This is a genomic window from Pantoea sp. GM_Pan_4, assembly GCF_026541005.1.
GTDB classification, from domain to species: domain Bacteria; phylum Pseudomonadota; class Gammaproteobacteria; order Enterobacterales; family Enterobacteriaceae; genus Pantoea; species Pantoea dispersa.
On the sequence record NZ_JALNUZ010000011.1, the window covers coordinates 33,202 to 57,508 of the forward strand.

25 protein-coding genes are annotated in these 24,307 nt (G+C 60.3%); 9 read left to right on the forward strand and 16 right to left on the reverse strand.

The features are described 5' to 3' along the window. Positions 1-29 precede the first annotated feature (29 nt). Entirely contained in the window at positions 30-1,292 is a 1,263-nt protein-coding gene (locus OXR61_RS18800; protein WP_021506904.1) for a DUF3748 domain-containing protein, read from the forward strand. Here OXR61_RS18800 and OXR61_RS18805 read toward each other — a convergent pair. Continuing rightward, positions 1,270-1,629, reverse strand: a complete 360-nt coding sequence (locus tag OXR61_RS18805) for a YceK/YidQ family lipoprotein (RefSeq protein ID WP_040679624.1) — start codon at positions 1,627-1,629, stop codon at positions 1,270-1,272. The genes OXR61_RS18800 and OXR61_RS18805 overlap by 23 nt on opposite strands. Before the next feature lie 285 nt (positions 1,630-1,914). Between OXR61_RS18805 and ibpA the strand changes: the two genes are divergently transcribed. After that, positions 1,915-2,331, forward strand: coding sequence for a small heat shock chaperone IbpA (ibpA, locus tag OXR61_RS18810; RefSeq protein ID WP_010617843.1), 417 nt, complete (start codon positions 1,915-1,917; stop codon positions 2,329-2,331). 58 nt (positions 2,332-2,389) lie between these two features. On the opposite strand, the gene OXR61_RS18815 is transcribed toward ibpA, so the two are convergent. The 6 genes from OXR61_RS18815 to OXR61_RS18840 are packed head-to-tail and all read right to left on the reverse strand — an operon-like array spanning position 2,390 to position 8,108. After that, a complete protein-coding gene (locus OXR61_RS18815) occupies positions 2,390-3,295 on the reverse strand; it encodes an EamA family transporter (RefSeq protein ID WP_021506902.1) in 906 nt (301 codons plus the stop codon). 21 nt (positions 3,296-3,316) lie between these two features. Then, positions 3,317-3,817: a YbaK/EbsC family protein gene (locus OXR61_RS18820; protein ID WP_021506901.1), complete on the reverse strand. Its 501-nt coding sequence runs from the start codon at positions 3,815-3,817 to the stop codon at positions 3,317-3,319. A gap of 26 nt (positions 3,818-3,843) precedes the next feature. Beyond that, complete coding sequence (locus OXR61_RS18825) at positions 3,844-4,644, reverse strand: hypothetical protein (protein ID WP_021506900.1); 801 nt, start codon at positions 4,642-4,644, stop codon at positions 3,844-3,846. A 4-nt stretch (positions 4,645-4,648) separates the two neighbouring features. Beyond that, positions 4,649-5,359 carry a class II glutamine amidotransferase gene (locus tag OXR61_RS18830; RefSeq protein WP_031279597.1) on the reverse strand — a complete coding sequence of 237 codons (711 nt, stop codon included), beginning with the start codon at positions 5,357-5,359 and terminating at the stop codon, positions 4,649-4,651. Further along, positions 5,347-6,624: an ATP-grasp domain-containing protein gene (locus OXR61_RS18835; RefSeq protein WP_021506898.1), complete on the reverse strand. Its 1,278-nt coding sequence runs from the start codon at positions 6,622-6,624 to the stop codon at positions 5,347-5,349. The genes OXR61_RS18830 and OXR61_RS18835 overlap by 13 nt, the downstream gene beginning before the upstream one ends. A 17-nt stretch (positions 6,625-6,641) precedes the next feature. After that, entirely contained in the window at positions 6,642-8,108 is a 1,467-nt protein-coding gene (locus OXR61_RS18840; protein WP_021506897.1) for a hypothetical protein, read from the reverse strand. 171 nt (positions 8,109-8,279) lie between these two features. On the opposite strand from OXR61_RS18840, the gene OXR61_RS18845 reads away from it, so the two are divergent. Continuing rightward, on the forward strand, positions 8,280-9,725 hold the full coding sequence (locus tag OXR61_RS18845) for a PLP-dependent aminotransferase family protein (RefSeq protein WP_021506896.1): 1,446 nt from the start codon (positions 8,280-8,282) through the stop codon (positions 9,723-9,725). Here the strand turns inward: OXR61_RS18845 and OXR61_RS18850 are convergent. From OXR61_RS18850 to OXR61_RS18890, 9 genes are all read right to left on the reverse strand, one after another. Then, positions 9,722-10,969, reverse strand: coding sequence for a valine--pyruvate transaminase (locus OXR61_RS18850; protein ID WP_021506895.1), 1,248 nt, complete (start codon positions 10,967-10,969; stop codon positions 9,722-9,724). The genes OXR61_RS18845 and OXR61_RS18850 overlap by 4 nt on opposite strands. A gap of 80 nt (positions 10,970-11,049) precedes the next feature. Then, positions 11,050-12,024, reverse strand: a complete 975-nt coding sequence (gene ghrB / locus OXR61_RS18855; protein WP_021506894.1) for a glyoxylate/hydroxypyruvate reductase GhrB — start codon at positions 12,022-12,024, stop codon at positions 11,050-11,052. Positions 12,025-12,090: 66 nt separating this feature from the next. Further along, positions 12,091-13,374: an MFS transporter gene (locus OXR61_RS18860; RefSeq protein WP_021506893.1), complete on the reverse strand. Its 1,284-nt coding sequence runs from the start codon at positions 13,372-13,374 to the stop codon at positions 12,091-12,093. Positions 13,375-13,549: 175 nt separating this feature from the next. Beyond that, on the reverse strand, positions 13,550-14,497 hold the full coding sequence (locus tag OXR61_RS18865; protein ID WP_021506892.1) for a sugar kinase: 948 nt from the start codon (positions 14,495-14,497) through the stop codon (positions 13,550-13,552). A gap of 10 nt (positions 14,498-14,507) precedes the next feature. After that, positions 14,508-15,257, reverse strand: a complete 750-nt coding sequence (locus OXR61_RS18870; RefSeq protein WP_021506891.1) for a hypothetical protein — start codon at positions 15,255-15,257, stop codon at positions 14,508-14,510. Between the two features lie 158 nt (positions 15,258-15,415). Further along, complete coding sequence (locus tag OXR61_RS18875; protein WP_021506890.1) at positions 15,416-16,441, reverse strand: LacI family DNA-binding transcriptional regulator; 1,026 nt, start codon at positions 16,439-16,441, stop codon at positions 15,416-15,418. A 58-nt stretch (positions 16,442-16,499) separates the two neighbouring features. Beyond that, the gene (locus OXR61_RS18880; RefSeq protein ID WP_021506889.1) at positions 16,500-17,504 is read right to left on the reverse strand and encodes a LacI family DNA-binding transcriptional regulator; all 1,005 of its coding nucleotides are present in this window, start codon (positions 17,502-17,504) and stop codon (positions 16,500-16,502) included. Between the two features lie 157 nt (positions 17,505-17,661). Next, the gene (locus OXR61_RS18885) at positions 17,662-18,324 is read right to left on the reverse strand and encodes an OmpA family lipoprotein (protein WP_021506888.1); all 663 of its coding nucleotides are present in this window, start codon (positions 18,322-18,324) and stop codon (positions 17,662-17,664) included. A gap of 109 nt (positions 18,325-18,433) precedes the next feature. Then, positions 18,434-18,994, reverse strand: coding sequence for a DNA-3-methyladenine glycosylase I (locus tag OXR61_RS18890; RefSeq protein ID WP_021506887.1), 561 nt, complete (start codon positions 18,992-18,994; stop codon positions 18,434-18,436). Positions 18,995-19,181: 187 nt separating this feature from the next. Here OXR61_RS18890 and OXR61_RS18895 point away from each other — a divergent pair, with 187 nt between their 5' ends. The 6 genes from OXR61_RS18895 (at position 19,182) to OXR61_RS18920 (ending at position 24,307) form a co-directional block, all read left to right on the forward strand. Next, complete coding sequence (locus OXR61_RS18895) at positions 19,182-19,871, forward strand: autotransporter domain-containing protein (protein ID WP_021506886.1); 690 nt, start codon at positions 19,182-19,184, stop codon at positions 19,869-19,871. 78 nt (positions 19,872-19,949) lie between these two features. After that, positions 19,950-20,627 (forward strand): hypothetical protein, encoded by a 678-nt coding sequence (locus OXR61_RS18900; RefSeq protein ID WP_021506885.1) that lies wholly within the window; start codon positions 19,950-19,952, stop codon positions 20,625-20,627. A 101-nt stretch (positions 20,628-20,728) separates the two neighbouring features. Beyond that, positions 20,729-21,265, forward strand: coding sequence for a primosomal protein DnaT (gene dnaT, locus OXR61_RS18905; RefSeq protein WP_021506884.1), 537 nt, complete (start codon positions 20,729-20,731; stop codon positions 21,263-21,265). Next, positions 21,265-22,005, forward strand: coding sequence for a DNA replication protein DnaC (dnaC, locus tag OXR61_RS18910; RefSeq protein ID WP_021506883.1), 741 nt, complete (start codon positions 21,265-21,267; stop codon positions 22,003-22,005). The genes dnaT and dnaC overlap by 1 nt, the downstream gene beginning before the upstream one ends. Before the next feature lie 99 nt (positions 22,006-22,104). Next, positions 22,105-23,235 (forward strand): ROK family protein, encoded by a 1,131-nt coding sequence (locus OXR61_RS18915; RefSeq protein ID WP_021506882.1) that lies wholly within the window; start codon positions 22,105-22,107, stop codon positions 23,233-23,235. A gap of 79 nt (positions 23,236-23,314) precedes the next feature. Continuing rightward, complete coding sequence (locus tag OXR61_RS18920; protein ID WP_021506881.1) at positions 23,315-24,307, forward strand: LacI family DNA-binding transcriptional regulator; 993 nt, start codon at positions 23,315-23,317, stop codon at positions 24,305-24,307.

Sequence of the window (24,307 nt, forward strand, 5' to 3'; positions counted from 1 at the left end):
CCGGCAACGGTTACATCTGAGGTTGCCCCATGTCAGAAAAACAGCTCACCTTTACTCAGCGCCATCATCAGCTGACCAATATCAACGTCTGGACCGCCGACAGCCAGTGGCTGGCATTTGATGTGCGGCCGTCCGGCGCCTCGTTTACCAGCCTGACCATTGAGCGCGTCAACGTGCACAGCGGCGCGGTCGAGGTGCTGTATCAGGCGCGCGATGGCGCATACGTCGGCGTGGTGACCGTGAGTCCGGATCTGCCGCCGCGCTATGTCTGTATTCATGGGCCGGAGCATCCCGATGCGCACTGGCACTATGACTTTCATCACCGGCGCGGCGTGATTGTTCAGCAGGGCATCGCAGAGAACCTCGACGCCTGCGATATCACCGCGCCCTACACGCCGGGTGCGCTGCGTGGTGGCTCGCACGTGCATGTGTTCAGTCCGGATGGCTCGCGGCTGAGCTTTACCTATAACGATCACGTGATGCATGAGCGCGATGTGCGTGACGACCTGCGCAACGTCGGCGTGGCGGTGCCGCTGCATCCGGTATGCCCGCCAAAACAGCATCCGCGCGAATATGACGGCAGCCACTACTGCGTGCTGGTGAGCCACACCCGGCGCGATCCACAACCGGGCAGCGATCAGATTGACCGCGCCTATGAAGAGTGCTGGATTGGTGAGCGCGGCTACCAGAAAGCGGACGGCAGCTGGCAGCGCTGGGCGATCGCCTTTATTGGCGATACGCGCAATGCCAGTGGTGAAAAAGTACCGGAAGTGTTTGTGGTCGATCTGCCTGAGGCGCTGGCGGACTATGCCAGAGCCGGCAATGCACCGCTGCAGGGCACGGCAGAGCAACTGCCGGCACCGCCGGCTGGCGTGCAGCAGCGGCGCATCACGTACAGTAAAGGGCTGGCGCTGCAGCCGCGCCACTGGTTGCGCGCTGCGCCGGATGGCAGCGCAATCGCCTTTTTGCAGGCTGACGAGCAGGGCATTGTGCAGCTGTGGACGGTCTCACCCAACGGTGGCGCGGCGCGTCAGATTACCTCACTGCGCAGCAGCATTCAGTCTGCTTTCAGCTGGCAGCCGGACGGCGCGGCCATCGCCTTTATCTGTGATAACAGCGTGATGCGTTGTGAGATAGCCAGCGGACAGTGTACGCGCCTTACCGCGCGCAGCGCGCAACCGCCGGGCGGCGACGCGGTGGTGTGGTCGCCGGATGGGAAGCAGATCGCCTACATGCGCGAGGTTGACGGCTGGCGACAGCTGTTCTGCGTCAGTGCGATTCCGCCGGCATAGCCGCCGCGGTAGCCAGGCTGGCCTGGGTGCCAGCCATCTTCTCGCTCTGCAGCACGCGTTCGCGCGGCGAATCTTTGGTTTTATCGTCGTCGGCGCGGAAGTAATCCCACGGCAGCAGCAGCGTATCCATCACCGCCGAAAAGGGCAGATCGATCAGCGCCAGCGGTTTAATCGCCCAGCTGGTATTGTCATCGGTCAGCATCTCTGCGCTGGCGCGCGTGCCGGGGTAGTAACCCTGGCTGGCACCGGTATGCGACATCACGCTGGAGCAGCCTGATGTGGCACAGGCGCAGCAGACCAGCAGGCCGGTGAGCGGAAAGCGTTTCATCATTTTCATCATCATCATCCCTACAGTCATGGCATGGCCCTGGCTGGAGTGTGTCACCTGACATCCGCATAACTCTGTGGTTATGTCCTTCCCGTCAGGCGAAGCGTCCCCTGAGTGTATGCCATATCGTCAGAATTGCTGCAAAAAAAAGCGCATTGCCCCTTGAAAGCGACCTGAGCGCACCCATCTTTAAGCTACGGTCACGACGCGGTCGCCGACAGGGACACCGACGGGCCGGACAACCTGTCCATGGTGGAAGGTTGCCAAAACTTGCTGATTATCAGGAGTCTTATTATGCGTAACTTTGATCTCTCTCCGCTTTATCGTTCTGCTATTGGTTTCGACCGTCTGTTTAACCTGCTTGAGTCCAATCAAAACCAGGCCAACGGCGGCTACCCTCCGTACAACGTCGAGCTGGTAGACGAAAACCACTATCGCATCACCATTGCCGTCGCCGGCTTTGCGCAGAGCGAACTGGATATCACCGCCCATGACAACATGCTGGTGGTGCGCGGCGCCCACCCTGAAGAGCAGCAGGAACGTAAATACCTGTACCAGGGCATCGCAGAACGTAACTTCGAACGCAAATTCCAGCTGGCCGATCACATCGTGGTGCGCGATGCGCGTCTCGAACTGGGCCTGCTGAGTATCGATCTGGAACGCATCGTCCCGGAAGAGGCGAAACCACGCCGGATTGAAATCCTGAAATAAGGCTAACGAAGTAAAGAAAAACGCCGCTGCAACGCGGCGTTTTTTTATGGCTGCATCATCAGGTACGTACCAGCAGGCGCTGGCTCACCATACCGCCAAACACATTCACCAGCAGCCCGAGAATGATCACCGACGCGCCGAGAATCTCCTGTGCCGACAGAGTTTCGCCGAGGATCAGCGCGGCGCTGAGAATACCGACCACCGGCACCAGCAGCGACAGCGGCGCCACGCGCCAGGTTTCGTAGCGGCTGAGCAGATTGCCCCAGATGGCGTAGCCAATGATGGTGGCGAAAAACGCCAGATAGAGCAGTGCCAGCACCGTCTGCAGCGAAATATCCAGCAGGCTGGTGACAATGGCGGATTCGCCCTCGAACCACCACGAACAGGCAAAGAACGGTGCAATCGGCACCAGCGCGCTCCACACCACCAGCGACATCACCGGCACCTTGCGGTTGCGCAGGATAATCTTGTTAGTGATATTGCCCAGCCCCCACGACAGCGCCGCCGCCAGCGTCAGCATCATGGTGGTCAGCGTGATGCCCGCGGTTGTCTGGCCCTCCATACCGGCGGTTGCCAGCATAAACATGCCGAGCGTGGCGACCAGAATGCCGGCGATGTGGTTCCAGCGCAGCTTCTCGGCCAGCAGCAGCGCGCCGAGCAGCAGGGTGAAAAATGCCTGCGCCTGCAGCACCAGCGAAGCCAGCCCGGCTGGCATGCCAAGCTTGATGGCGAGGAACAGAAACGCGAACTGACCAAAGCTGATGGTCATGCCATACACCACCAGCCAGCGCAGCGGAATTGCCGGACGACGCACGAAAAAGATCGCCGGAAACGCCACCAGCGTAAAACGCAGTCCCGCCAGCAAAAAGGGCGGCATGCCCTGCAAACCCAGCTTAATCACCACAAAATTTACGCCCCACGCCACCACGACGCACAGGGCTAACAACATATCTTTCACGGACATACGCATTCCTCAGCGCGGCAATCAGGCGGTTGCCGTCACCGGTGTGGCGATCTCTGCACCGCAGTCATCGCCGATCAGTCGAAAATAATCATCCACATCCAAAGCTACCGAGCGGTCCAGCGCACCGGCGTTAAACCACAGCGTCCCGACATCACGCAGCCGCGCATCCACGCGCAGCGCCAGTCGGTCATCAAAACTAAACGGCGGCACCGCGCCCATCACACACTGCGTCAGCGCTTGTGCCTGCTCAGGGGTGGCAAACGTCGACTTCTTACCGCCAATGGCACGCGCGGCGTGTTTGAAGTTGATTTTGCAGTCGCCGGGTACGATCGCCAGCAGATAGCGCGGCGCGGCGCCGTCCGGCATAGTGACTTCCAGCACCATCGCTTTGGCCGCCTGCTGGAGATCGTTTCCGCGGATGGCGCTGATCACCTCGGTCTGGCCGATGGCCTCATGCTCCACCACGCGGTAGCGGGCCTGCTGCGTATCCAGCAGCGCGATCACTTTGTCATAGGTTGTCATACTGTCTTCCTCGTCTAAGGCCGGGATTAACTCCAGGCAATGGCGTGCTTCATTTTTTTGTCGGTCAGGCCAAAGAAAAAGCCCATGGTGATGCGCGTGTCGCCCTCAACGCGATCGATTTCATGATAAAACGCGGGATTAAACAGATAGATATCGCCACTGCGCGGCGCGAACTCACAGGTCTCGCTGCCGGCGATGACGCCGCTCTGGTAGCCCAGCTCGCCGGGCGTTTTAAAGCGCTCGTCTTCCGGCTGCCATTTCTTATTGAAGATGCGCAGCGCGCCGCCGGCGTTGCACTCCTGCAGGCACACGACGCAGCTCAGCTGATGCAGAATGTGCGTCACCGCCAGACCGCTGCCAGCGGCATCGCGCACGATGTTGTCGTTATGCAGCGGATTAGCGACGCCGTCAGCGTGGAAACGCACAATCGAGCCGGCGTAATCACCCAGTGCCGGTTCGGTGGCGGTTTGCAGACTCTCAAGGCGCAGCGCATGCTGCACCCAGTGGTAAATCTGCGCGCGCAGGGCGTGCAGCGAGGCCGGTAGCGCCGGCTGGATGTCGCGCAGTTCGGTGAAATAGTTTTCCGGCGCGGCGGTGTGCTTCGCCAGATACGGGCCGAGCGTGGTCAGCGCGCCATTTGGATAGTGAGAAACCCGTACCTGCTCGCGGCACTGCTGGAGATCAGCCACCACCGCGGTGCGCACCTCTGGCGTGAGGAAATTGCGCAGCACCAGCAGCGGCACGCGCGCGGTGACGATGTCATCCAGCCAGGTGCTTTCGACGAACATGTTGGGGTTAATGACGCGAATCTGATTGAAAATGGCCATGGGTTCACTCTCCAAATGGAATTTCATGAAGTTCATGGTTGCTCATACGGTGCCATGCTGACGCCGTGCCCAGTGTTGAAACAGGTTCAGAGGAGATAAAGGTGCTGTTGTTCTGCTGACAACGATGCAGGGTGAAATAGTCGGGGTAAGGCGTGTCATCAGGATGCCATTGCCACGCCCAGGCCTTCTCGCGGGTGACGAAAATGGCGTTTGCCGCGCTGCCACCCGGCGCCACCCGGGCCATTTTTTCGCGCAGGTAGTCGCGGGTGAAATCGGCGGGCGTGACGCGGTCGACGATATATTCCAGATATTCAGCGGAATCAAAGCGCGACTGCGCCATGCCCAGCTGCGCATAGACGGTCGGCAAAAAGCCGTTGTGCATCATGTACCACTGGGTGCCGCCGCTGGTGCGCCGCAGCGGATGGGAGAACGCAATGCCCTGGTTTTTGCTGAGCGTGGCGTGACGCACGTGCACCGCCAGAAAGCGGCTGTGCTGCATGCGCGTGACGTCAATGCCTGGCAGTGCTTCGGCAAAGGTGCCGGTGCCATGCAGCGTACGGATCTGACCGTGCTCCAGCCACAGACAGCCCCAGCCGTTGGGATGTTGTTTAATCGGGCCATCGTGCGCGGCGGTTTCACCGCAGCTCATGGCGCGTGCGGCGTCCAGTACCGCAGCGGCGTCAAACTGGCCGTGTGCCAGAATCATTCTGCACATAGTAAATCTCTCCGTGAGGTCAAAGCGGGAACAGCAAGAAGGGCGTGAAACACCGCCAGAATTTCGTCGCGACTGGCGGCAGGCAGACGCAGCGTGGCGAGAATCCCGGCGTGGCGCGTCAGATCGGCGTACAGCGATGAGCGCGGTGAGACCTCCAGCGCCGGTAAGTTGAGCGGTGGCAACAGCTGGCCGCGCTGATGGTCGGTAATCCAGCGCTCGGCGGCGTCATACTGCAGCCGCTGGCGCAACCGCAGCCGGCCGACGGCCTGTGACGGTGAAGCGAAGTGCAGTTCAGGCAGGCCGCGTCCGGCTTCAACCTGAAAGGCCACCTCGGCCCAGTTGATGCCGGTGACCTCTTCCACCAGGTTCACCACACCCATGCCGGACAGGCGAAAGCCCATTTCGAGAAAGTGCGGCTCGCCGTTTACCATAATGAAATCAATGTGGAAAGCGCCGCGCCGGTAGCCGAAGGTTTCACAGCAGAAACTCATCAGGCTGGTGAAGGCGGCGGGCAGCTGCTGCGCCGCCATCGCCACATGGCCGGATTCGTAAAAGCTGATACAGCCGTCGGCCTCGGTATGCTGCTCAATCACCTTCTGGCAGCAGGTCAGCGCCACCGCGTGTCCATTCTCCACCACGCCCTGCAGCGAATATTCGTCGCCGGCCAGCCAGCTTTCGACGATAAAGCCGGTAAAGCCGCGTCCGCCATAGTTCATGGTGTCGAGCAGCCGGGCAATCACCGCATCCAGCTGGCTGGCCTCTTCCACCAGCCAGATGCCCAGCCCGCCGCCGCCGTCGACCGGTTTGATCACGCAGGGATAAAGCAGCGCATCCCGCGCGTCGCCAATGCTGAGCGGTGAGGCAAAGAAGCGAAACTCCGGCTGTGGAAAACGCGGCCAGGCTTTGCGTAGCGCCATGCGCTGTGCATATTTATCCGGCGGGATGAAGCCCGGACCGGCATCCGGGCCGGCCAGCAGTTCACGCACCCGGCCAGCGCTGGCGTTGTAAGCCTCAAAACCGGCCAGCACCACCTGTGGATGCTCCAGCAGACCGGCGTGCAGACAGGCATTGAGGACATCCCACGGATTTTCCGGGCGATCGAGACGCACAATCAGATCGAACGGCAGGGCGATGCTGAGCGATTGATAGTCGACAAAATCCCCCATTTCGGCCAGTACAGTAAAATAGCCTTCGCGTTTTGCCACCGCGCAGTAGGGATTTTGCCCGTCGCGCGTGGCGCCAATCTGCAGAAAAATCTTTCTCATCGCGTCGCCTTACCGGGTTAACGCCCGGAAATCACTTCAGTAACGATGTCCTGTAACGCACCGTTGTTAACCTGAATCACCGCTTTGTGCGGGTCGAAACGCAACACGCGCGACAGCGCATCGCCGCGCGCGCCGTCCAGCAGCGAACTCACCGCCGCGCTGCGCCAGCAGTGCCGCATCTGCGCCACGCTGAGGCCCGACAGCTGCGTGAGCTGCTGCGCCAGCGCCACATCCTCGCTCTCTCCGCTCAGCAAGGCGCGCACCGCGGCTTCTTCCGGCGCGGCCGGCAGCTGCAGCAGCCAGGCTTTCAGCTGCTGGCCGCCGGCGATAAACGGTGAATAGATCATGCATACCAGCTGGGTTTCACTGAGGCCGAAAGCGTCGAGTGCGAACTGCGCGGCGCGCTGGCGTGCGCGGGCAATCGCGGCATCATCCTGATAGCGCGCGGCCATCTCATCGATCAGCTGCGGCGGAAAGTCCTTCTGCACCATCAGGCCGAGCGCAAAGCGCACATATTCGCGAATGCCTTCGGCGTAGCTGCGCTGCAACAGCGTCTCCGCACGCAGACCGCGAATATGTGCCATTAACGTCGGGTTGCCGCAGTCCGACTCGGAGAAGCTGAACATCAGCTCATCGAAGCGGAAATGCATGAATTCGGTCAGCAGCGCCCAGTGCGCGCCAGCCTCATAAGCGGTGTCCTGATAGATGTTGAAGAACAGCGGGTCGCGCGCCAGCTGCCAGGTAATGCGATGTGCCGGCGTGACCTGGTCAGCGCCGTAAATGTCGGCGAAGTAGCGCGCCGCCACGCCGTCTAGCGTGTGCAGAAAGCCGCTGAAGCCGCGCGACTTATCGGCCATCGGCGCATCAAACAGTTTTGACAGGTGGCGCGCCCACGCAAGGTAAGCGGTCTGCTCCTGCGGCGAATCGCCGGTGATGATCACATCGACGCCGCCATCGTAGTGCGCCGCCAGGCCAAACGAATTCACCATGCTCAGGTTGCAGGCGTTGCAGAAGGTGGAGCGCGCGTCGGCACGGAAGCGGTGACCATTCATCAGCACATCGTCGCGGTTCTGCTGGCGCACGCTCTGCGGCATCGGCAAATGGCGATCGAAGGGACGAATCTGTAGTCCGTCGGTCACCAGGCATTCGGTGAACGCGTCGTCATGGATACGCAGCGCGCGATAGACGCGGTCGATGTTTTCCATCACGCTGTCATTCATGGCGGCATGGCGGTTAGTGCTGATGCGCAGCTGAAACGTGCTGTTGCGCTGTTGCCAGATTAACCCCTGAATGTAACGTACGTAGGCCACCATATAGCTGCTGTCTTTGCCGCCGCCATAGGCCAGCAGCACGCGGTTACGTTCGGGATGGTCGGGATCGGGCAGGGCGGCGAGCAGGCGCTGAGCACAGTGCTGGGCGGAATCGAGAATCGCGGGCGTCAGGTATTCTTCAATTTCACTCATCATCGCGGACAGATTATTCATTTTTCACTTCATCCTTTGGCTAATAAAATCGCCGCTGCCGTGCGGGCGACAACGGGCTGGAAAACGGGCCACGAAGGTGCTGCGTGAAGCTGAATTAACAGATGCAGCCTAAAGTACTTTGAATGTAATCTGATGAATACGCACAGATCAGCACGATATGGGGTGGAACAGATGGCGGGTGAAACGCAGGAACAGGAGAGTCAGAGCAGTCGTTACCGTCAGATCGCTGAGCAGATAAAACAGGCCATTCACAGCGGATCGCTGCCGCCCGACAGCCGTTTGCCGTCGGTGCGCACGCTGGCGACGCAGTATCGCGTCAGCATGACCACTGCGCTGAAAACATTACGCACGCTGGAGGATGAGCACTACGCGGTGGCACGGCCGAAGTCTGGCTTTTTTGTCGCACCGCGTCCCACAGAGAAAAAAGTGCCGGCGGTATTCAGCGAGCAGCCGCGCGAAGTGGCGCCGCTGGATGAGCAAACCGAACTGCACCTGGCGATGCTGGGATCGGACTGCCGCGTGCGGCTCGATCTGGCCAACGGCGACATCTCGCTCTATCCGGTGAAAAAAATTGGCCTGCTGATGCGGCAGATGGGTTACAGCAAACCGGCGCTGCTCGGTAATACGGTGAAAGGCACCGGCTATGCGCCGCTCAAGGCGGAAATTGCCCGGCGCGCGGTGGATTATGGCTGCAATATCAGCGCCGATGACATCCTGGTCACTAACGGCTGCATTGAGGCGATTTCGCTGGCGCTGCGCGCCACCACGCGGCCAGGCGATATCGTGGCGGTGGAGTCGCCGTGCTACTTCGTGCTGCTACAGATGTTGCACAACCTCAACCTGCGCGTCATTGAAGTGGAAGCCGGGCCGGGGGGTTACGTTAACGTCGCGAAACTCACCGGGCTGTTCCGGCGTAAAGCGGTGCAGGCCTATCTCACCATCAACAACATCAATAATCCGCTGGGCAAAAGCATTCCCAACGAGCACAAGGCGTATATCGCGCGCCAGGCCGATGAGAATGATGTGGTGATCATTGAGGACGATATCTTTGGCGATACGGCTTTCGGCGAGCGCCGGCCGTTTCCGATGCGCGCCTTCAGCCCCAATGCCATCCTGTGCAGCGGCTTCTCCAAAACTGTGGCGCCCGGCATCCGTATTGGCTGGGTGCACAGCACCAAGTACATGCGCAAAATCGCCTCGCTGAAGTACACCACCAGCATGGGCACGTCGGTGCTGTCGCAGGCGGCGATTGCCGAACTGCTGCGCAGCGGCGGTTACGATGCGCACCTGCGCAAGCTGCGGCGCGAGCTGAAAAATCAGATCCACCATATGCGCCAGGCGGTGCTGCGCTACTTCCCGGCGGGCACGCGCGTGTCGGATCCGGAGGGCGGTTACGTGCTGTGGGTGGAGATGCCGCAACAGGCGCTGAACGTGCGCGCGCTGTTTCTCAAGGCGCGCAACGCGGGCATCGGCATCGCGCCTGGGCACATCTTCGCCACCGATCACCGCTACGATCACTGCTTCCGGCTCAACGCCGGTTTTGGCTGGAATGCCGAAGTCGAACAGGCAATTCAGCAGCTGGCGCAGTGGTGCCAGCTGTCGTTAAGCGCGGATTAAGCATTCCAGGCGTTATCCAGCTCTTCCGCCAGAATCTGTACCGCACGCTCAATCTTATCGCTGTCCGGTACGTAATTCATGCGCATGCACTGATGGGTGTGCGGCCAGGCCTGTTCCAGCCCCGGGAAGAAGAAGTGGCCCGGCACCATTAGCACGCCGCGCGCTTTCAGGCGCTGATACAGCGCTTCGGTGCTGATCGGCAGGTCGCGGAACCACAGCCACAGGAAGATAGCGCCTTCCGGTTTGTGGATCAGGCAGCGATCTTCGCTGATATAGCGGCGAATAATCGCGATAGTTTCGCTCACCTTGGCCTGATAGAACGGTTTAATCACTTCCTGCGACAGGCGCAGCAGATCGCCACGCACAATCATCTCGGTGGCAATCGCCGGACCGATGCTGCCTGGCGCCAGGCTGATAATGCCGTTCATGTTACCAATGGCACCGATCGTGCTCTCATCGGCAACGATAATCCCGCAACGTGCGCCCGGCAGGCCCAGCTTCGACAGACTCATGCACAGAATGGTGTTGGGGTTCCACAGCGGACGTGCCTCACTGAAGATGATGCCGGGGAACGGCACGCCATAGGCGTTATCAATCAGCAGCGGGACGCCATGCTGCTGTGCCAGCGCATCCAGCTGCAGCAGTTCGTGGTCGGTGATGACGTTGCCGGTTGGATTGGTCGGACGCGACACGCAAATCAGGCCAGTCTCATCATTCAGCGGCAGATGGTCGAAATCGACGTGGTATTTGAACTGGCCTTCCGGCAGCAGTTCAATGTTGGGTTTGGCGGAGATGAACAGATCCTCCTCCAGCCCGGCATCGGCATAGCCGAGGTATTCCGGCGCCAGCGGGAACAGCACGCGCTTTTTGCTGCCGTCGGCGCGGCGGCCGGCGAACAGATTAAACAGGTAAAAGAACGCGCTCTGGCTGCCGTTGGTGAGCGCGATATTTTGTGGCGTCACTGGCCAGCCGAGCTCCTCGCGCAGCAGCGTGGCCAGCGCCTCCAGCAGCAGCGCTTTGCCGCGCGGGCCGTCGTAGTTGCACAGCGCTTCGTTCAGCTTGCCGTCCTGATGCATCTGCAGCAGCAGCTGACTGAAATAATCATTGATGGCCGGAATCTGCGCCGGATTACCGCCGCCCAGCATGATCGTGCCAGGCGTGCGCAGCCCTTCGCCCATATCTTCCATCAGACGAGAGATGCCGGAATGTTGCGTAAATTTGTCGCCGAACTGAGAAAAAGCCATAGGAGGTAAAAACATTGTTATCAGGGGGAAGACCACCATAGCGCCCGCAACCGGCAGGCGCAATGGCTAAAGCCGTGGGATCAGGCCAGGACCTGCGGGTTAACGCAGTTTTTCTCCACTTTACCGCTCAGCGCGGCGATCAGGTTGTCGACCGCATCGCGCGCCATGCCGTAGCGCGTTTCATGCGTGGCGGAGCCGATGTGCGGCAGCGCGACCACGTTCGGCAGCGTGAGGATTTCCGCATCGGCTGGCACCGGCTCGACTTCAAACACATCCAGCCCGGCGGCGTGAATGGTGCCGTCTTTCAGTGCGGCGGTCAGCGCCTGCTCATCGACCACCGGACCGCGTCCGGCGTTGATCAGAATCGCGCTCGGCTTCATCAGTTTCAGCTGTTCCGCACCGATCATATGGTGCGTCTGCTCGGTCAGCGGCAGGCTGATGCAGACAAAATCGCTCTCTTTCAGCAGCGTTTCCAGATCGCAGGCGCGCGCGCCAAAGCGGGTTTCCGCCTCTTCATGCTGGCGGCGGGCGTTGTACAGAATGTTCATGCCGAAGCCAAAGTGCGCGCGCTGCGCCAGTGCCAGACCAATGCGGCCCATGCCGAGAATACCCAGCGTCTTGTGGTGTACGTCGATACCGAAGTGCTCAGCGTCGATACTCTTTTTCCACTCACCGGCTTTGACCCATTTATCCAGCTCGGTGACGCGACGCGCGGTGCTCAGCACCAGCGCCATCATGGTATCGGCCACGGTTTCGGTCAGGACGGTGGGCGTGTGCATCAGCAGAACATTGCGCTGGTTGAGCGCATCAACGTCAAAGTTGTCATAGCCGACGGAGACGGTAGAACAGGCACGCAGTGCCGGCATGCTGGCCAGCAGCTCATCATTCACTTTGCCGCCGGAGCCCAGCAGACCCTTCGCTGCGGCGAACTGCGCCGCATGCTGTTTCACCGTCTCCGGCGAGACATCTTTCACTTCCGTGACGCTGAAGTGCTGGTCCAGCTTGGCACGCAGGTCATCGGGCAGGCTCTTATACAGAATCACAGCAGGTTTCATTATTTGCTCCCTGTAGAACGTGTGACGGGCGACCTGAGTCGCCCGGAAAAGTCATCGCTTACGCTTTCAGGCGTGCTTCGCCCCGTGAATTGGCGGCGGCGTTTTGTTGGCCGCCGGTTTAACAATCAGCGTCAGCCACACCGACGCCAGTAGCGCAGCACCCATAAAGACATAGGAGGCGGCAGGACTGCCGGTCGCCCCATTAAGATAGCCTACGATCCATGAACCGATGAAGGAACCCAGTGCGCCCATACTGTTAATCAGCGCCATGGCACCGCCGGAAACATTGCGCGGCAGCATCTCCGGAATGATGGCGAAGAACGGGCCATACGGGGCGTACATCGCACCACCGGCAATCACCAGCAGCGCATACGACAGCCAGAAGTTGCTGGAGCCCACCATCCACGAGCCGAGGAACGCCAGTGCGCCAATCAGCAGCAGCGGCCAGACAAACAGCTTACGGTTTTGCGTCTTGTCCGACGCCCACGACACCACCAGCATGGCGATGGTCGCCACCAGATACGGTACCGCCGACAGCCAGCCCGCTTCGACCATGCCCATTTGCGTGCCGTTACGCAGAATCGACGGCAGCCACAGCACGAAACCGTACACGCCGATGCTCCAGGCAAAATATTGCAGGCACAGCAGGATAACGTTGCGGTTGCGGAAGGCTTCGCTGTAGTTGCGCACCGCTTTAATGTTCTCCTGCTCCTTCTGCAGCTGCGCCTGCAGCGCCGCTTTCTCTTCGTCGCTCATCCATTTGGCCTGGGCCGGTTTATCCTGCACCATAAACCACCAGGCAATTGCCCAGATCACCGCCGGGAAGCCCTCGATGATGAACATCTCGCGCCAGCCAAAGGAGTTAATCAGGTAGCCGGACACCACCGACATCCACAGCACCGTCACAGGGTTGCCGAGGATCAGGAAGGTATTAGCGCGTGAGCGCTCGGATTTGGTAAACCAGTTGCTGATGTAGATCAGCATCGCCGGCATCACCGCCGCTTCCACCACGCCGAGGACAAAGCGGATGGCGGCCAGCATCGGAATATTGCTGACGATACCGGTCAGCGAGGCGCAGCCGCCCCACAGAATCAGACACCAGAAAATCAGTTTTTTTACGCTGCGGCGCTCGGCATAGACTGCGCCAGGGATCTGAAAGAAGAAGTAGCCAAGGAAGAACAGGGCACCGAGCAGCGATGACATGCCTTTGGTGATACCGAGATCCTCATTTATCCCTGCGGCAGAGGCGAAGCTAAAGTTCGCCCGGTCCAGATACGCCAGACTGTAGGTGATAAACACGATGGGCATGATATACCACCAGCGTTTTGGCGCGATTGTCTGCGATTTCATGGGTGACTCCTCTGGTTGAGGCGGGCGCATTCTGTGGATGCGTCTCGAAATTAGGGTGTAGAGACAGTTTTAGCGTATTGGCACGGCATCGTAGCGGCGCGATTCATCGCGCGTTGTTGACGTTGCGTCCTGCATGTGCGCAATAAATTGCGCCGCTACGGGTCCGTGCGTTGGTTTAATAATCGCCGAGCGCTGCGCGCGTCGGCAGACCTTCGCTGTCGCCGGCAACCTGAATCGCCAGCGAACCAATTTTGTTACCGCGCAGAATCGCCTGCGGCAGCGATTTCCCTTCCAGCAGTGCGCTGATCAGCCCGACCGCAAAGCCATCGCCCGCGCCGACGGTATCCACCACATTCTCCACGTGGATCGGCGCAATCTGGCCCTGTTCGCCCGCGGCGGTTTTATACCAGGCGCCGTCGCTGCCGGTTTTGATCACCACCGACCGCACGCCTTTGTCGAGGTAGAAATCCGCGATCGCTTCAGGCTGACGGTAGCCGGTCAGAATCAGCCCCTCTTTTTCACCTGGCAGCACCCAGTCGGCGTATTCTGCCAGCAAATTCAGCTGCTTACGCATCTCTTCTTCACTGCGCCACAGCACCGGACGCAGATTAGGATCAAAGGAGATAGTTTTGCCGCGGGCGCGCATCTCTTTCGCCGCATGTTTAGCCAGCGCCAGCGAACTATCGGAAAGCGCGGCGGCCACGCCGCTCAGATGCAGATGGCGCGCGCTGCCGAAATAGCTTTCGTCGAAATCATCCGGTGACAGGTGGCTGGCGGCGGAGCCTTTACGGAAATACTCCACTTCCGGATCGGAGCCGTCGTCTACGCGCGCTTTGAGCTGAAAACCGGTGCGATAGCGGTTATCAATGGTCACGCAGCGGTGGTCAACGTGCTCTTTCGCCAGCTGCTGCAGGGTAAAACGGCCGAAGCTGTCGTCGCCGACGCGGCTGACCCAGCCCACCTGCAAACCGAGGCGCGCCAGACCAATCGCCACGTTAAGCTCGGCACCGGCAATGCGCTTCGTGAACTGATCGGCTGCGGCGAGATCGCCGGTTTGCCCGGCAATAAACATCGCCATCGCTTCACCAATGGTGACGACATCCAGCTGAGAGGTGTGTGTCATGCTCAACTCCTTACACCGCGCGCAGCAGATCGACGTAGTGGCGGGTCACCGCCAGTAAATCTGCGCCGGCTAATGGGAACTCAATACCGCGCGGTGCATCGGCCGGCAGCGCCTGCAACAGCGTGCGCCAGCTGTCGTCGGCGTCATCCAGCGCAATGGCGCGGAAGCTGTCACCGTGCGGCACCGCCGCCTTAACATGAATGTAGCTCACGTAGCGACTGAGCTGCGCCGCTGCCTGCAGGGCGTCTTCGCCGGTCCAGCGCCAGTTGCCCATGTCGAAAGTCATATCCAGCGGCAGCGCGGCATCGCAGGCGTGATGGAAGAAGTGCAGCATCGGCGTCAGCTTACTGTCCGGCGTCTGATCGTTTTCGATGACCAGCGTGACGCGCGAGCCGGCCAGCACCTCGACCAGCTGGCGATCGGCCAGCGAGACATAGTGACCCAATGCCAGCTTGAGGCGCTGAGCGCCCAGCAGCTCAGCTTCCTGCAGGAACTGCGCCAGACGTGGATTGAGCGCACCGTCCGCCTGCCACAGCGCTTCCGGCACTGAATAGCTGACGCTGAGCTGATGCTGACGCAGTGCGTCGCCGAGCGTATGCAGCTGGCACAATTCGTCGTCGCTGAACAGCTCGCGGCGGATCTCGACGCCATCGGCACCGGCCGCTTTAATCAGCGGCAGCAGCGCTGCCTGGCCGCCCAGTTCTGCCACCTTGTGCGCGCCGTAGGCGGCCGTGACCACAATAATTTTCGCTTTCGACATCTTTCCTCCAGCCTGTCTCGCTGTGCTGCCCGCCGCACCGTTATGCGCCGGACAGCACGTTAATGTGCTGTAAAAAGCTTAATGGAACCGGTTCCAAAGGAAAGTAGCAGAGTGCGGAATTATGATCCTGCTCACGAAGTGAGCCGTGAAAAGCGGGATTAGCGCAGCGGCTGGCTGGAACCGCGCACAATCAGTTCGCCGGAGAAAACCTGCTCACGAATCGGCTGTTCGCTGCCTTCGATACGTGCGATCACCTGCTCCAGCGCTGCATAGCCGATCTGCCAGGTGGGCTGCTTCAGCGTGGTGATGCCGACGCCGGCCAGCGCCGCCCACTCCAGTTCGTCGAAGCCCAGCAGGCCAATGCTCTCGCCCCAGCGCAGCGTCAGGCGCTGTAACGCCCGCGCCACCTGTAGCGTCAGCGCACCGTTGGCCGCCATCACCGCGCAGCGTTTGCCCGGATGGCGCTGATGAAACGCCTGCAGCACCTGTTCCAGCTGTGCCGGCTGATGCAACACCACTTCGGCATTCTCCGCCACCACCTGTGGCGCGCTGCTGATGGTGTCAAAGAAGGCGGCGAGACGTTCGCGGCGGGTATTGACGCTGCCGAGCGGCTCACTGAGAAACAGCAGCGCTTCGTAGCCGTTATCCAGCAGATGCCGGGTGGCGATGCGGGCGGCCTCCGGGTTGTTGAGCCCGACCACGTCACAGGCGAAGTCGGGAATTTTGCGGTCAATCAGCACCATCGGCAGCATCGACTGCTGCAGACGGTTGAGTACCTCTTCGTGCATCCCGACTGCATTCACCACAATGCCTTCCACCTGATAGCTGCTGAGCAGCTGCAGGTAGTGCTGTTCGAGGTCAACTTCGTTGTTGGTATTACACATCAGCAGCGTGAAGCCGCGCGTGCGGCAGGCGGCTTCAATGCCGCTCAGCACATCCACCGAGTAGGGGTTGGTGATATCGGCAATGATCAGGCCTATCAGCCGGGTGCGGCCGCGTTTGAGTCCGCGCGCCATCTGGCTGGGGCGGTAGTTGAGGTCGGTAATCGCCTGTTCGATACGGGCTTTCAGATCCGGCGAAAGCAGATGAACTTCGCCATTCAGATAGCGGGAAACGCTGGTTTTACCGGTTTTTGCCGTGCGGGCAACGTCACTGATTGTGGCTCGTGGCGGCCTGGTTTTCATCACATACACCTGATTAATTGCATCAGGCGAAGACTATCACAGCGCGGCACCCGCGCAATCACTGTGCGTCAGAAGTGAGGCGCAGCATTGGCTGCCACAGCGTCTGTAACTGCGCGGGCGGCGCGCCCTCCAGCAGCTGCAGCACCATTTCGGCGACGCGTTCGCCAATCCGCTGCTGTGATGATTGCAGAATCGCGTTGACCGGTTGCGTGATAATCGAGTCGTGCGGCAAACCATCGTAAACGTACAGGGGAATTGCCTGCGCGCCGCTCAGACGCCCGGCCTGCTGCAGGGCAATCGCTGCGCCTTCGCCGAGCGGGCTGCAGTCGGTGATGATGGCGTCAGGCTGGATATCGTGCGCCAGCCAGGCACGGGTTTGCTGATAGCCCGCGCGGCGCGAGGGCGGCAGCGCAGCCATCCAGCCAGCCTGCTGTGCGCATGGCGTGGCGGGCAGCGCGTCGATAAACCCCTGCCGGCGGTCAAGAATGTAGGTGCTGGGCTCGTTACCGCCGAGATAAGCGATGCGCGTATAGCCCTGCCGCTGGCAGTGCTGCGCCGCCAGTAGCGTTCCGGCATGGTTATCATAATCAAACCAGGCGTAAGGCTGCGGCAGCTGGCTGCGCCCCAGCGTAAGAAAGCGAAAACCCTTCTGCTGCAGGCGCTGCAATCGCACATCCTGCGGCGTGGTATGGGTGACAATCAGCGCGTCCAGCACGCCGCTGCGCAGCATACGCAGCAAATTGCGCTGCTGATCCTGCGGTTTGTCGGGGAGCAACAGCAGATCGATCTCGTGCAGGGCGAGACGCTGATCGAGCGTCAGCAGCATTTCACTATAGTAGCTGTCGTTGAGTGAGGCATTGCTGACCGGAAACACCAGCCCGACCGCATTGGCACGACCGGTCTTCAGGCGACGCGCGGCGGCATTCGGGCGATAACCGCGCCGGTCGGCTTCCTCTTCGATGCGTTTGCGGGTAGCAGCGGCGACATCATCAAACCCATTCAGCGCGCGGCTCACGGTGGTCACAGAGAGGCCAAGGGCGGAGGCGATAGCTTTGAGTGACATGATGGCTTTCCACTGATCAAATTTTGATCACGCTAGCATAAAGTCATCGCTGGCTCTATCGTCCGGCGACGTTTACGCGTTATCTGCTGCTTTGCGCGTCAATAAGCGCGTAAAAACGCGTCGAAAGCCGGCCTGCAGCGGCAGACCGGCCTGTGCCTTAGCCCAGCGGACTCAGGGTAATTTCGACGCGACGGTTTTGTGCTTTACCGGCTTCGGTGCTGTTGCTGGCGACCGGGTTATCCGGGCCCATGCCCTGGGTGCGCAGGCGGTTCTGCGCCACGCCCTGCACGATCAGCGCGCTGGCAACGCTTTCTGCTCGCTGCTGCGACAGGCGCATGTTCAGTGCGCGCGTGCCGGTGCTGTCGGTAAAGCCGACCACGTTGACGGCGGTTTTCGGATACTCTTTCAGCACCATCGCCACGCCGGTCAGCGTATTTGCGCCGGCCGGTTTCAGGTTGGCGCTGCTGGAGTCAAAAGTCACGTTGTTCGGCATGTTCAGCACGATGTTATCGCCCTGACGCGTTACGCTGACGCCGGTGCCGCGCATCTTGTCGCGCAGTTTGGCTTCCTGCACATCCATGTAATAGCCGACGCCGCCGCCCAGTGCCGCACCGGACGCTGCGCCAATGAGCGCACCTTTACCGCGATCTTTCTTCGACGAAGAGAGCACGCCCACGCCAGCGCCCAGCACCGCGCCCAGACCCGCGCCGATGCCCGATTTCCCGGCCTGCGATTCGCCGGTATAAGGATTGGTGGTACAACCCGACAGCGCCACGCTGCCGCTCATTAACAAGGCCAGCGCCAGTACACGCTTTTTCATGAAAAAGTCCCTCATACGGAAACGGGGAAAATGCCCCAAAACGGCACTATTATGCCGTTCAATGATGGGGAAATTCGTGAGGCGCAGTCTTAATTTGTAAACTTTTGCCTTAAAGATTATCGGGATGGCAGAAACAGCTGGTTTGATGATCGTTGATCAGCCCGCAGGCCTGTAAAAAAGAGTGGCAGGTTGTAGGCCCGACGAATTTAAAACCACGCTTCTTAAGCGCTTTAGACAGCGCAATGGCCGGTTCGGAGGTGGTGGGCGCCAGTTTATAATCCGCATAACGGTGCAAAATCGGCTGGTTATCGACAAATGACCAGATAAAGCGGGAAAAGTCTTCACCGGTGGCCTCCAGCGCCAGCAGCGCTTTGGCATTATTGATGATGGCTTCCAGCTTGCCGCGATGGCGGATCAAACCGCTGTTCTGCAGCAGGCGCAGCAGATCGGCCTCATCCATCAGCGCCATCGCCTGCGGATCAAAATCATGAAACGCCTGGCGGTAGTTCTCGCGCTTTTTCAGCACGGTGATCCATGACAGGCCAGCCTGTTGCCCCTCCAGACACAGCATCTCAAATAAGGCGCGCTTATCGGTCTGCGGCACGCCCCATTCCGTGTCGTGGTACGCCAGATAAAGCGCATCCTGTGTTACCCAGCCACATCGCTGCATTGCATCACTCCCTAAGCATGAGGAAAAAGCGGTCAGTCGCTTGACGTTTGAAAGAATCGATTAATAGTTAATCAATGGGTGCCGATAATAACGTCATGGACGTTCGCGCTGCAACCGGGTGAACGCTTCAGGATCATCATCAATTTCAAGGCCAACCCGATCCCTTCTGGCTCGTCAGGAGTCTTTCATGTGGCAGAACAGTCAGCGGACCGGCCAGCGTCTCCTTGCGCTGGCCTTTAGCGGTGGGTGGCTACTGGTGGCGGCCCTGCCGGCGCACGCCTGGGATCAGGCCAGCGAGAGCAGCGCGCCGGATTACAATGCGATACTTGCCGAAAAAATTTCCAGTAATCATCTGATGTTGACAGAAAACCGCGACAGCGATCTGCTTGATGCCGCGCTCAATCCGCCCGGCGGCGGCATGGCGCTACACAGCGAAACGGCCAGCGTCGGCAACTCGCCGCTGGTGAACCGCTACTCGGCAGGCTGGAACCTGCCGATGAATGACCGCCTGCGCACCGGTCCGGTGGCGCAGTTTGCCGTCGATGATTCCACCCTGAGCTGCGCCGCCTGCGCGCCGGTCGATCGTAACAACGCCGAACACATCGCTTCACTGGGCTGGCGCGTGGATTCCAGTTTTGGCTGGATATCGCCGTGGGCGCAGGTGAGTTACAGCCATCAGCTCAGCTTCGACGGCACGGCCGCGCCACGCGATCGGCCGGAAGAGATGAACCGGGAAACGAACTGGATGGATGTCAGCGTCGGTGCCCGTCTGCCGCTCGGCCAGAACATGGCAGCGTTCGCCTCCTTTGCCCAGACCGGCGCGGTCAGCAGCGGCGAACAGTTCATTTACAACCTCGGCGTCAGCGCCCGCTTCTGAAGCGGCATGAAATGAGAAGTGGTGCCAGCCAGCGGAAATATAATAAGCGCGCTAATTATTTTCTGATTTGGTATCACAATGCGCGAGAACATTATTCTTATTAGCCGCGAACTGGCGGCCTTTATCATCAGTGGATTGGTGCTGGTCTTCTGTATGGCGATGGTCTACATCGACGTCAACTGGATGAACGATGCACTGCACGAAACCTCTTTCACCGAAGCGACACAGGAGCTGATGCTGGCGGCCATTGCCGCACTGTTCTTCCTCGCCGCCTGGCAGCGACCGCATCAGCGCAGCGCGCTGATTCTGGTCGGTGGCTTCTTCAGCTGCATGCTGATTCGTGAAATGGATTTTCTGTTCGACGTGGTGCAGCACGGCGCATGGCTGTGGTTTGCGCTGGCAACGACCGCGGCCTCGCTGGCGATGGCGCTGCGTCAGCCGCGGCAAATCCTGCCGGGCCTGGCGGCACTGCTGCAGCATCGCAGCTGGCAAATGATGGCCGCCGGGCTGCTGGCGGTGCTGGTGTTCTCGCGGCTGTTTGGCATGCATGAGCTGTGGCAGCAACTGATGCTGGATGGCTATAACCGCGTGGTGAAGAACATGGCGGAAGAGGGCAGCGAGCTGTTTGGCTACAGCCTGTGTCTGGTGGCATCGCTGCGCTATCTGTGGCAAACCCGCCCGGCGCTGGCAACGGCACGCGCCAGCCGTCGCGCGGTCAGCATTGAGGCGGCTGAACCGCACTTCGCCTCGCGCTAAATCCGCGCGGTTTTATGGCGATCCCCGGTGCTAAAACAGGTACACTGACCGCTTAGTACCGGGTCGCCGGTGCACCGGGTGAGTCAACGTCAGGTTTCTTCATGTCAGTCAAAATCTTATCTTCAACGCTGGTGGGGCTGGACGGCTTTTGCCACGATCCCCTCACCACGCTGCAGCAGGCCGATAACGGCACGCTGGCGGTGCTGCACAACAATGTTCCGGCGTTTTACGCGATCACGCCGCAGCGCCTAGCGCACCTGCTGGCGCTGGAAGCGGCGGCGCAGCAGCCGAATGATGTCACGCTGGACGACAGCCTGTTTCACAGCGACGCCGCGCCGATCGCCGTGCCGGTGGGCAAGTTCGCCATGTATCCGGGCTGGCAGCCGGACAGCGACTTCCAGCGCCAGGCGGCGATCTGGGGCGTGGCGCTGAGCGAGCCGGTGACCGCCGCAGAGCTGGCGGCTTTCGTCGCCTACTGGCAGGCGGAAGGCCGGCTGTTTCACCATGTACAGTGGCAGCAGAAACTGGCGCGCAGCGTGCAGATGAACCGCGCCGCCAACGGCGGTCAGCCAAAGCGCGATATCACCCAGATCAGCAATACTGATTATGATATTCCCGATGGATTCCGAGGTGAGTAATGAAAACGCCGAACGATCTTTTCAGTCGCCTGAAAAAAATTATGCCCGCGGATGTGCAGCCAAAGTTTAAAAACGGCGCCGAGCTGCTGGCGTGGAATCAGGAGCAGGGCCGGCTGCGCTCAGAAGCGATTGTGCGCGAAAACCGCGCCATGAAGATGCAGCGTATCATGGGCCGCTCCGGCATCCGTGAGTTGCACATGAACTGCTCGTTCGACAACTACCGCGTCGAAAATGACGGCCAGCGCAAGGCGCTCAGTCTGGCGCGTGAATACGCCGCCGGGTTTGAGAACAGCATCGCCAGCTTTGTCTTCTCCGGCCGTCCTGGCACCGGTAAAAACCATCTGGCGGCGGCGATTGGTAACGATCTGATTCTGCGCGGTAAAAGCGTGCTGATTGTCACGGTGGCCGATCTGATGTCGAGCATGAAAGGCACCTTCAGCGGCGGCAGCGACCTGACCGAAGAGCGGCTGCTGCAGGATCTCAGCCATGTCGATCTGCTGGTGATCGATGAGATCGGCATGCAGAGCGAATCGCGCTACGAGAAAGTGATCATCAATCAGATTGTTGATCGCCGTTCGTCGTCAAAGCGGCCGACCGGCATGCTCTCCAACCTCGATCCGGCCGGCATGAATACGCTGCTTGGCGAACGGGTGATGGATCGCATGCGCCTCGGTAATAGCCTGTGGGTGCGTTTTGACTGGGAAAGTTACCGCAGCCGCGTGCGCGGCGACGAGTACTGATACGCGGCAGAAGCGGTAAAAACCCGGTTTTACCGGCGATTAACCGCCGGTGCGGGCTGCTAAACTTACACCTATTACTCTTTGTCAGGTGAGGGTGCGATGAAAGCAGCCGGGAAAGGACCAGCGGTACTTCGACTGAACAACCTCAAACGGGTGATGACGCAGCTGCGCACCACCCGCATCACTTCCCGCCAGGATCTGGCGCTGGCGCTCGACCTGAGCAAAAACACCGTTTCTCTGATTATCGATGACCTGCTGGCGCAGGGGCTGATTCACGAGCTTGGCCCGGTCAGTGTGGCTGCGGCCGGGCGGCCCAAAATTGAGATCGAACTGCGCGCGGGTCAGCTGAAAAGCGCGGGCATCATGGTGGAGCGCCAGGCGATTCACTGGCGCGTGTGCGACTACTTTTCGCGCGTGGTGGCCGAGCAAACCTGGCGCACCGAAACGGCCGATGCCGACGGACTGCTGCACGAGCTGACGGAAGTGTGTCAGACGCTGCGCGCGGCGCATCCGGCGCTGCTGGGCGTCGCCATCGGTTTTCCCGGCATCATTGATTCTCAGCGCGGGCGGGTGCACTTTTCTGCGCCGCTCGGCTGGCAGGATGTCGATGTGCTGACGCCGCTGCGGCGCGGCGTTGAGCTGCCGCTGCGCATCATGAATAACGTCAAAGCGGCCGCGCTGCTGGCGGTGCAGCAGCTGGAGCTCAATAAAGCGCAAAGCCACTTCTATCTGCGCATCGCCGACGGCGTGGGCGGCGCGCTGGTGGAGCGCGGCGAGGTGTTCAGCGGCAGCAGCTGGACTGCCGGTGAGATTGGCCATCTGAGCGTCCAGCCCAACGGCGCGCGCTGCAGCTGCGGGCGACAGGGTTGTCTGGAGACGCTGGTCAGCCTGCCGGCGATCCAGCAGCAGCTGGCCCGGCGTAAGCCCGGCTTACGCTGGCAGTCTGGCGACAGCGAACCGGAGATCGTGTATGAGCTGATGGCGCAGACCGGCCGCTATCTCGGCCATGCGCTGAGCCAGGTGATGCAGCTGGTCAATCCGGCCAGCATCATCATTGACGGCCCGTGGAATGCGCAACCGGCGTTTGTGCAGGCAGTACAGCAGGCGGCACAGGCCGGCACGCTGGCGTTTACCTTTGCTCATACCGCGCTGCACTTTCTGCCGCAGCGCATCGATCCGGCCAACGGTCTGGCGCTGGCGGTGATTGAGCACTACGAACGAGCGGTATGACCGGCGGAGCAGCGTTTCTTTTTTGACTCGCCAGCGGGCATAATACGTTGATTGACAGGCTCTCTTTGCGGACCGCGCAATGAAAACGCAGCGCATCACTCTGGACGATATTGCGACTCTCGCTGGGGTCACCAAGATGACGGTGAGCCGCTATCTGCGCACGCCGGAAAAGGTGAAGGCGGAAACGGCGGCGAAAATCGCCAGCGTGATGGCCGAAATCGGTTATATCGCTGAGCAGGAAAATACCGCGGCGTCGCGGCACAATCCGCCGCGCATCGGCGTGCTGATCCCCTCATTCAATAATCAAATTTTTGCCGATCTGCTGGCCGGTATCGAATCGGTCACCAGCGCCCACGGCTATCAGACGCTGGTGGTCAACTACGACTACAATCCGCAGCGCGAAGAGGAGCAAATTGCCACGGTACTGGCTTTTAACGTGCAGGGATTGATCCTGACCGAGTCGGTGCACACCGTGCGTGCGGAAAAGTATCTCAACGCGGCCACTATTCCGGTCGCCGAAGTGATGGGACTGAGCGAGACGCGCGGGCGCATTAACGTCGGCTTTGATAATTACCGTGCCGGCTACGACATGACTGCGATGCTGCTGGCCAGCGGCAAACAGCGGGTGATTTATTTTGGCTCGATGTCCGACCGCCGTGACCAGCAGCGCTACGCCGGCTATTGCGATGCCGTGGCGGCGGCCGGATTGCCGGCCGGACGCATCGTACCGAACAAAGTCTCTTCGGTGTCGATTGGTACTGGCATGATGACGCTGGCGCGCCAGCTCTATCCGCAGATGGATGCCATTCTCTGTACCAACGATGATCTGGCGGTCGGCGTGCTGCAGGAGTGTCAGGCGGCAGGTATTGCAGTGCCGCAGGCGCTGGCGATTGCCGGATTCCACGGACTGGAGATTGGTCAGGCGACAACGCCGCGGCTGGCCAGTGTGATTACACCGCGCTTCGAGATGGGCAAAGTGGCAACGGAAATTGTGCTGAAGAAGATTAACCAGCAGCCCACCATTGAACAGGTGGATTTGCATTATCAGCTGTCGATGGGCGCCACCATTTGA

Bases quoted from the DNA above. Each gene is read 5' to 3' on its own strand.
- OXR61_RS18845 (WP_021506896.1), top strand. From the start codon at position 8,280: ATGGCGGGTGAAACGCAGGAACAGGAGAGTCAGAGCAGTCGTTACCGT.
- OXR61_RS18825 (WP_021506900.1), bottom strand. From the start codon at position 4,644: ATGGCCATTTTCAATCAGATTCGCGTCATTAACCCCAACATGTTCGTC.
- OXR61_RS18800 (WP_021506904.1), top strand. From the start codon at position 30: ATGTCAGAAAAACAGCTCACCTTTACTCAGCGCCATCATCAGCTGACC.
- OXR61_RS18830 (WP_031279597.1), bottom strand. From the start codon at position 5,359: ATGTGCAGAATGATTCTGGCACACGGCCAGTTTGACGCCGCTGCGGTA.
- OXR61_RS18860 (WP_021506893.1), bottom strand. From the start codon at position 13,374: ATGAAATCGCAGACAATCGCGCCAAAACGCTGGTGGTATATCATGCCC.
- OXR61_RS18865 (WP_021506892.1), bottom strand. From the start codon at position 14,497: ATGACACACACCTCTCAGCTGGATGTCGTCACCATTGGTGAAGCGATG.
- OXR61_RS18805 (WP_040679624.1), bottom strand. From the start codon at position 1,629: ATGAAAATGATGAAACGCTTTCCGCTCACCGGCCTGCTGGTCTGCTGC.
- ghrB (WP_021506894.1), bottom strand. From the start codon at position 12,024: ATGAAACCTGCTGTGATTCTGTATAAGAGCCTGCCCGATGACCTGCGT.
- OXR61_RS18895 (WP_021506886.1), top strand. From the start codon at position 19,182: ATGTGGCAGAACAGTCAGCGGACCGGCCAGCGTCTCCTTGCGCTGGCC.
- OXR61_RS18890 (WP_021506887.1), bottom strand. From the start codon at position 18,994: ATGCAGCGATGTGGCTGGGTAACACAGGATGCGCTTTATCTGGCGTAC.
- OXR61_RS18835 (WP_021506898.1), bottom strand. From the start codon at position 6,624: ATGAGAAAGATTTTTCTGCAGATTGGCGCCACGCGCGACGGGCAAAAT.
- OXR61_RS18915 (WP_021506882.1), top strand. From the start codon at position 22,105: ATGAAAGCAGCCGGGAAAGGACCAGCGGTACTTCGACTGAACAACCTC.
- OXR61_RS18875 (WP_021506890.1), bottom strand. From the start codon at position 16,441: ATGAAAACCAGGCCGCCACGAGCCACAATCAGTGACGTTGCCCGCACG.
- OXR61_RS18850 (WP_021506895.1), bottom strand. From the start codon at position 10,969: ATGGCTTTTTCTCAGTTCGGCGACAAATTTACGCAACATTCCGGCATC.
- dnaC (WP_021506883.1), top strand. From the start codon at position 21,265: ATGAAAACGCCGAACGATCTTTTCAGTCGCCTGAAAAAAATTATGCCC.
- OXR61_RS18885 (WP_021506888.1), bottom strand. From the start codon at position 18,324: ATGAAAAAGCGTGTACTGGCGCTGGCCTTGTTAATGAGCGGCAGCGTG.
- OXR61_RS18815 (WP_021506902.1), bottom strand. From the start codon at position 3,295: ATGTCCGTGAAAGATATGTTGTTAGCCCTGTGCGTCGTGGTGGCGTGG.
- OXR61_RS18920 (WP_021506881.1), top strand. From the start codon at position 23,315: ATGAAAACGCAGCGCATCACTCTGGACGATATTGCGACTCTCGCTGGG.
- OXR61_RS18880 (WP_021506889.1), bottom strand. From the start codon at position 17,504: ATGTCACTCAAAGCTATCGCCTCCGCCCTTGGCCTCTCTGTGACCACC.
- OXR61_RS18900 (WP_021506885.1), top strand. From the start codon at position 19,950: ATGCGCGAGAACATTATTCTTATTAGCCGCGAACTGGCGGCCTTTATC.
- ibpA (WP_010617843.1), top strand. From the start codon at position 1,915: ATGCGTAACTTTGATCTCTCTCCGCTTTATCGTTCTGCTATTGGTTTC.
- dnaT (WP_021506884.1), top strand. From the start codon at position 20,729: ATGTCAGTCAAAATCTTATCTTCAACGCTGGTGGGGCTGGACGGCTTT.
- OXR61_RS18870 (WP_021506891.1), bottom strand. From the start codon at position 15,257: ATGTCGAAAGCGAAAATTATTGTGGTCACGGCCGCCTACGGCGCGCAC.
- OXR61_RS18840 (WP_021506897.1), bottom strand. From the start codon at position 8,108: ATGAATAATCTGTCCGCGATGATGAGTGAAATTGAAGAATACCTGACG.
- OXR61_RS18820 (WP_021506901.1), bottom strand. From the start codon at position 3,817: ATGACAACCTATGACAAAGTGATCGCGCTGCTGGATACGCAGCAGGCC.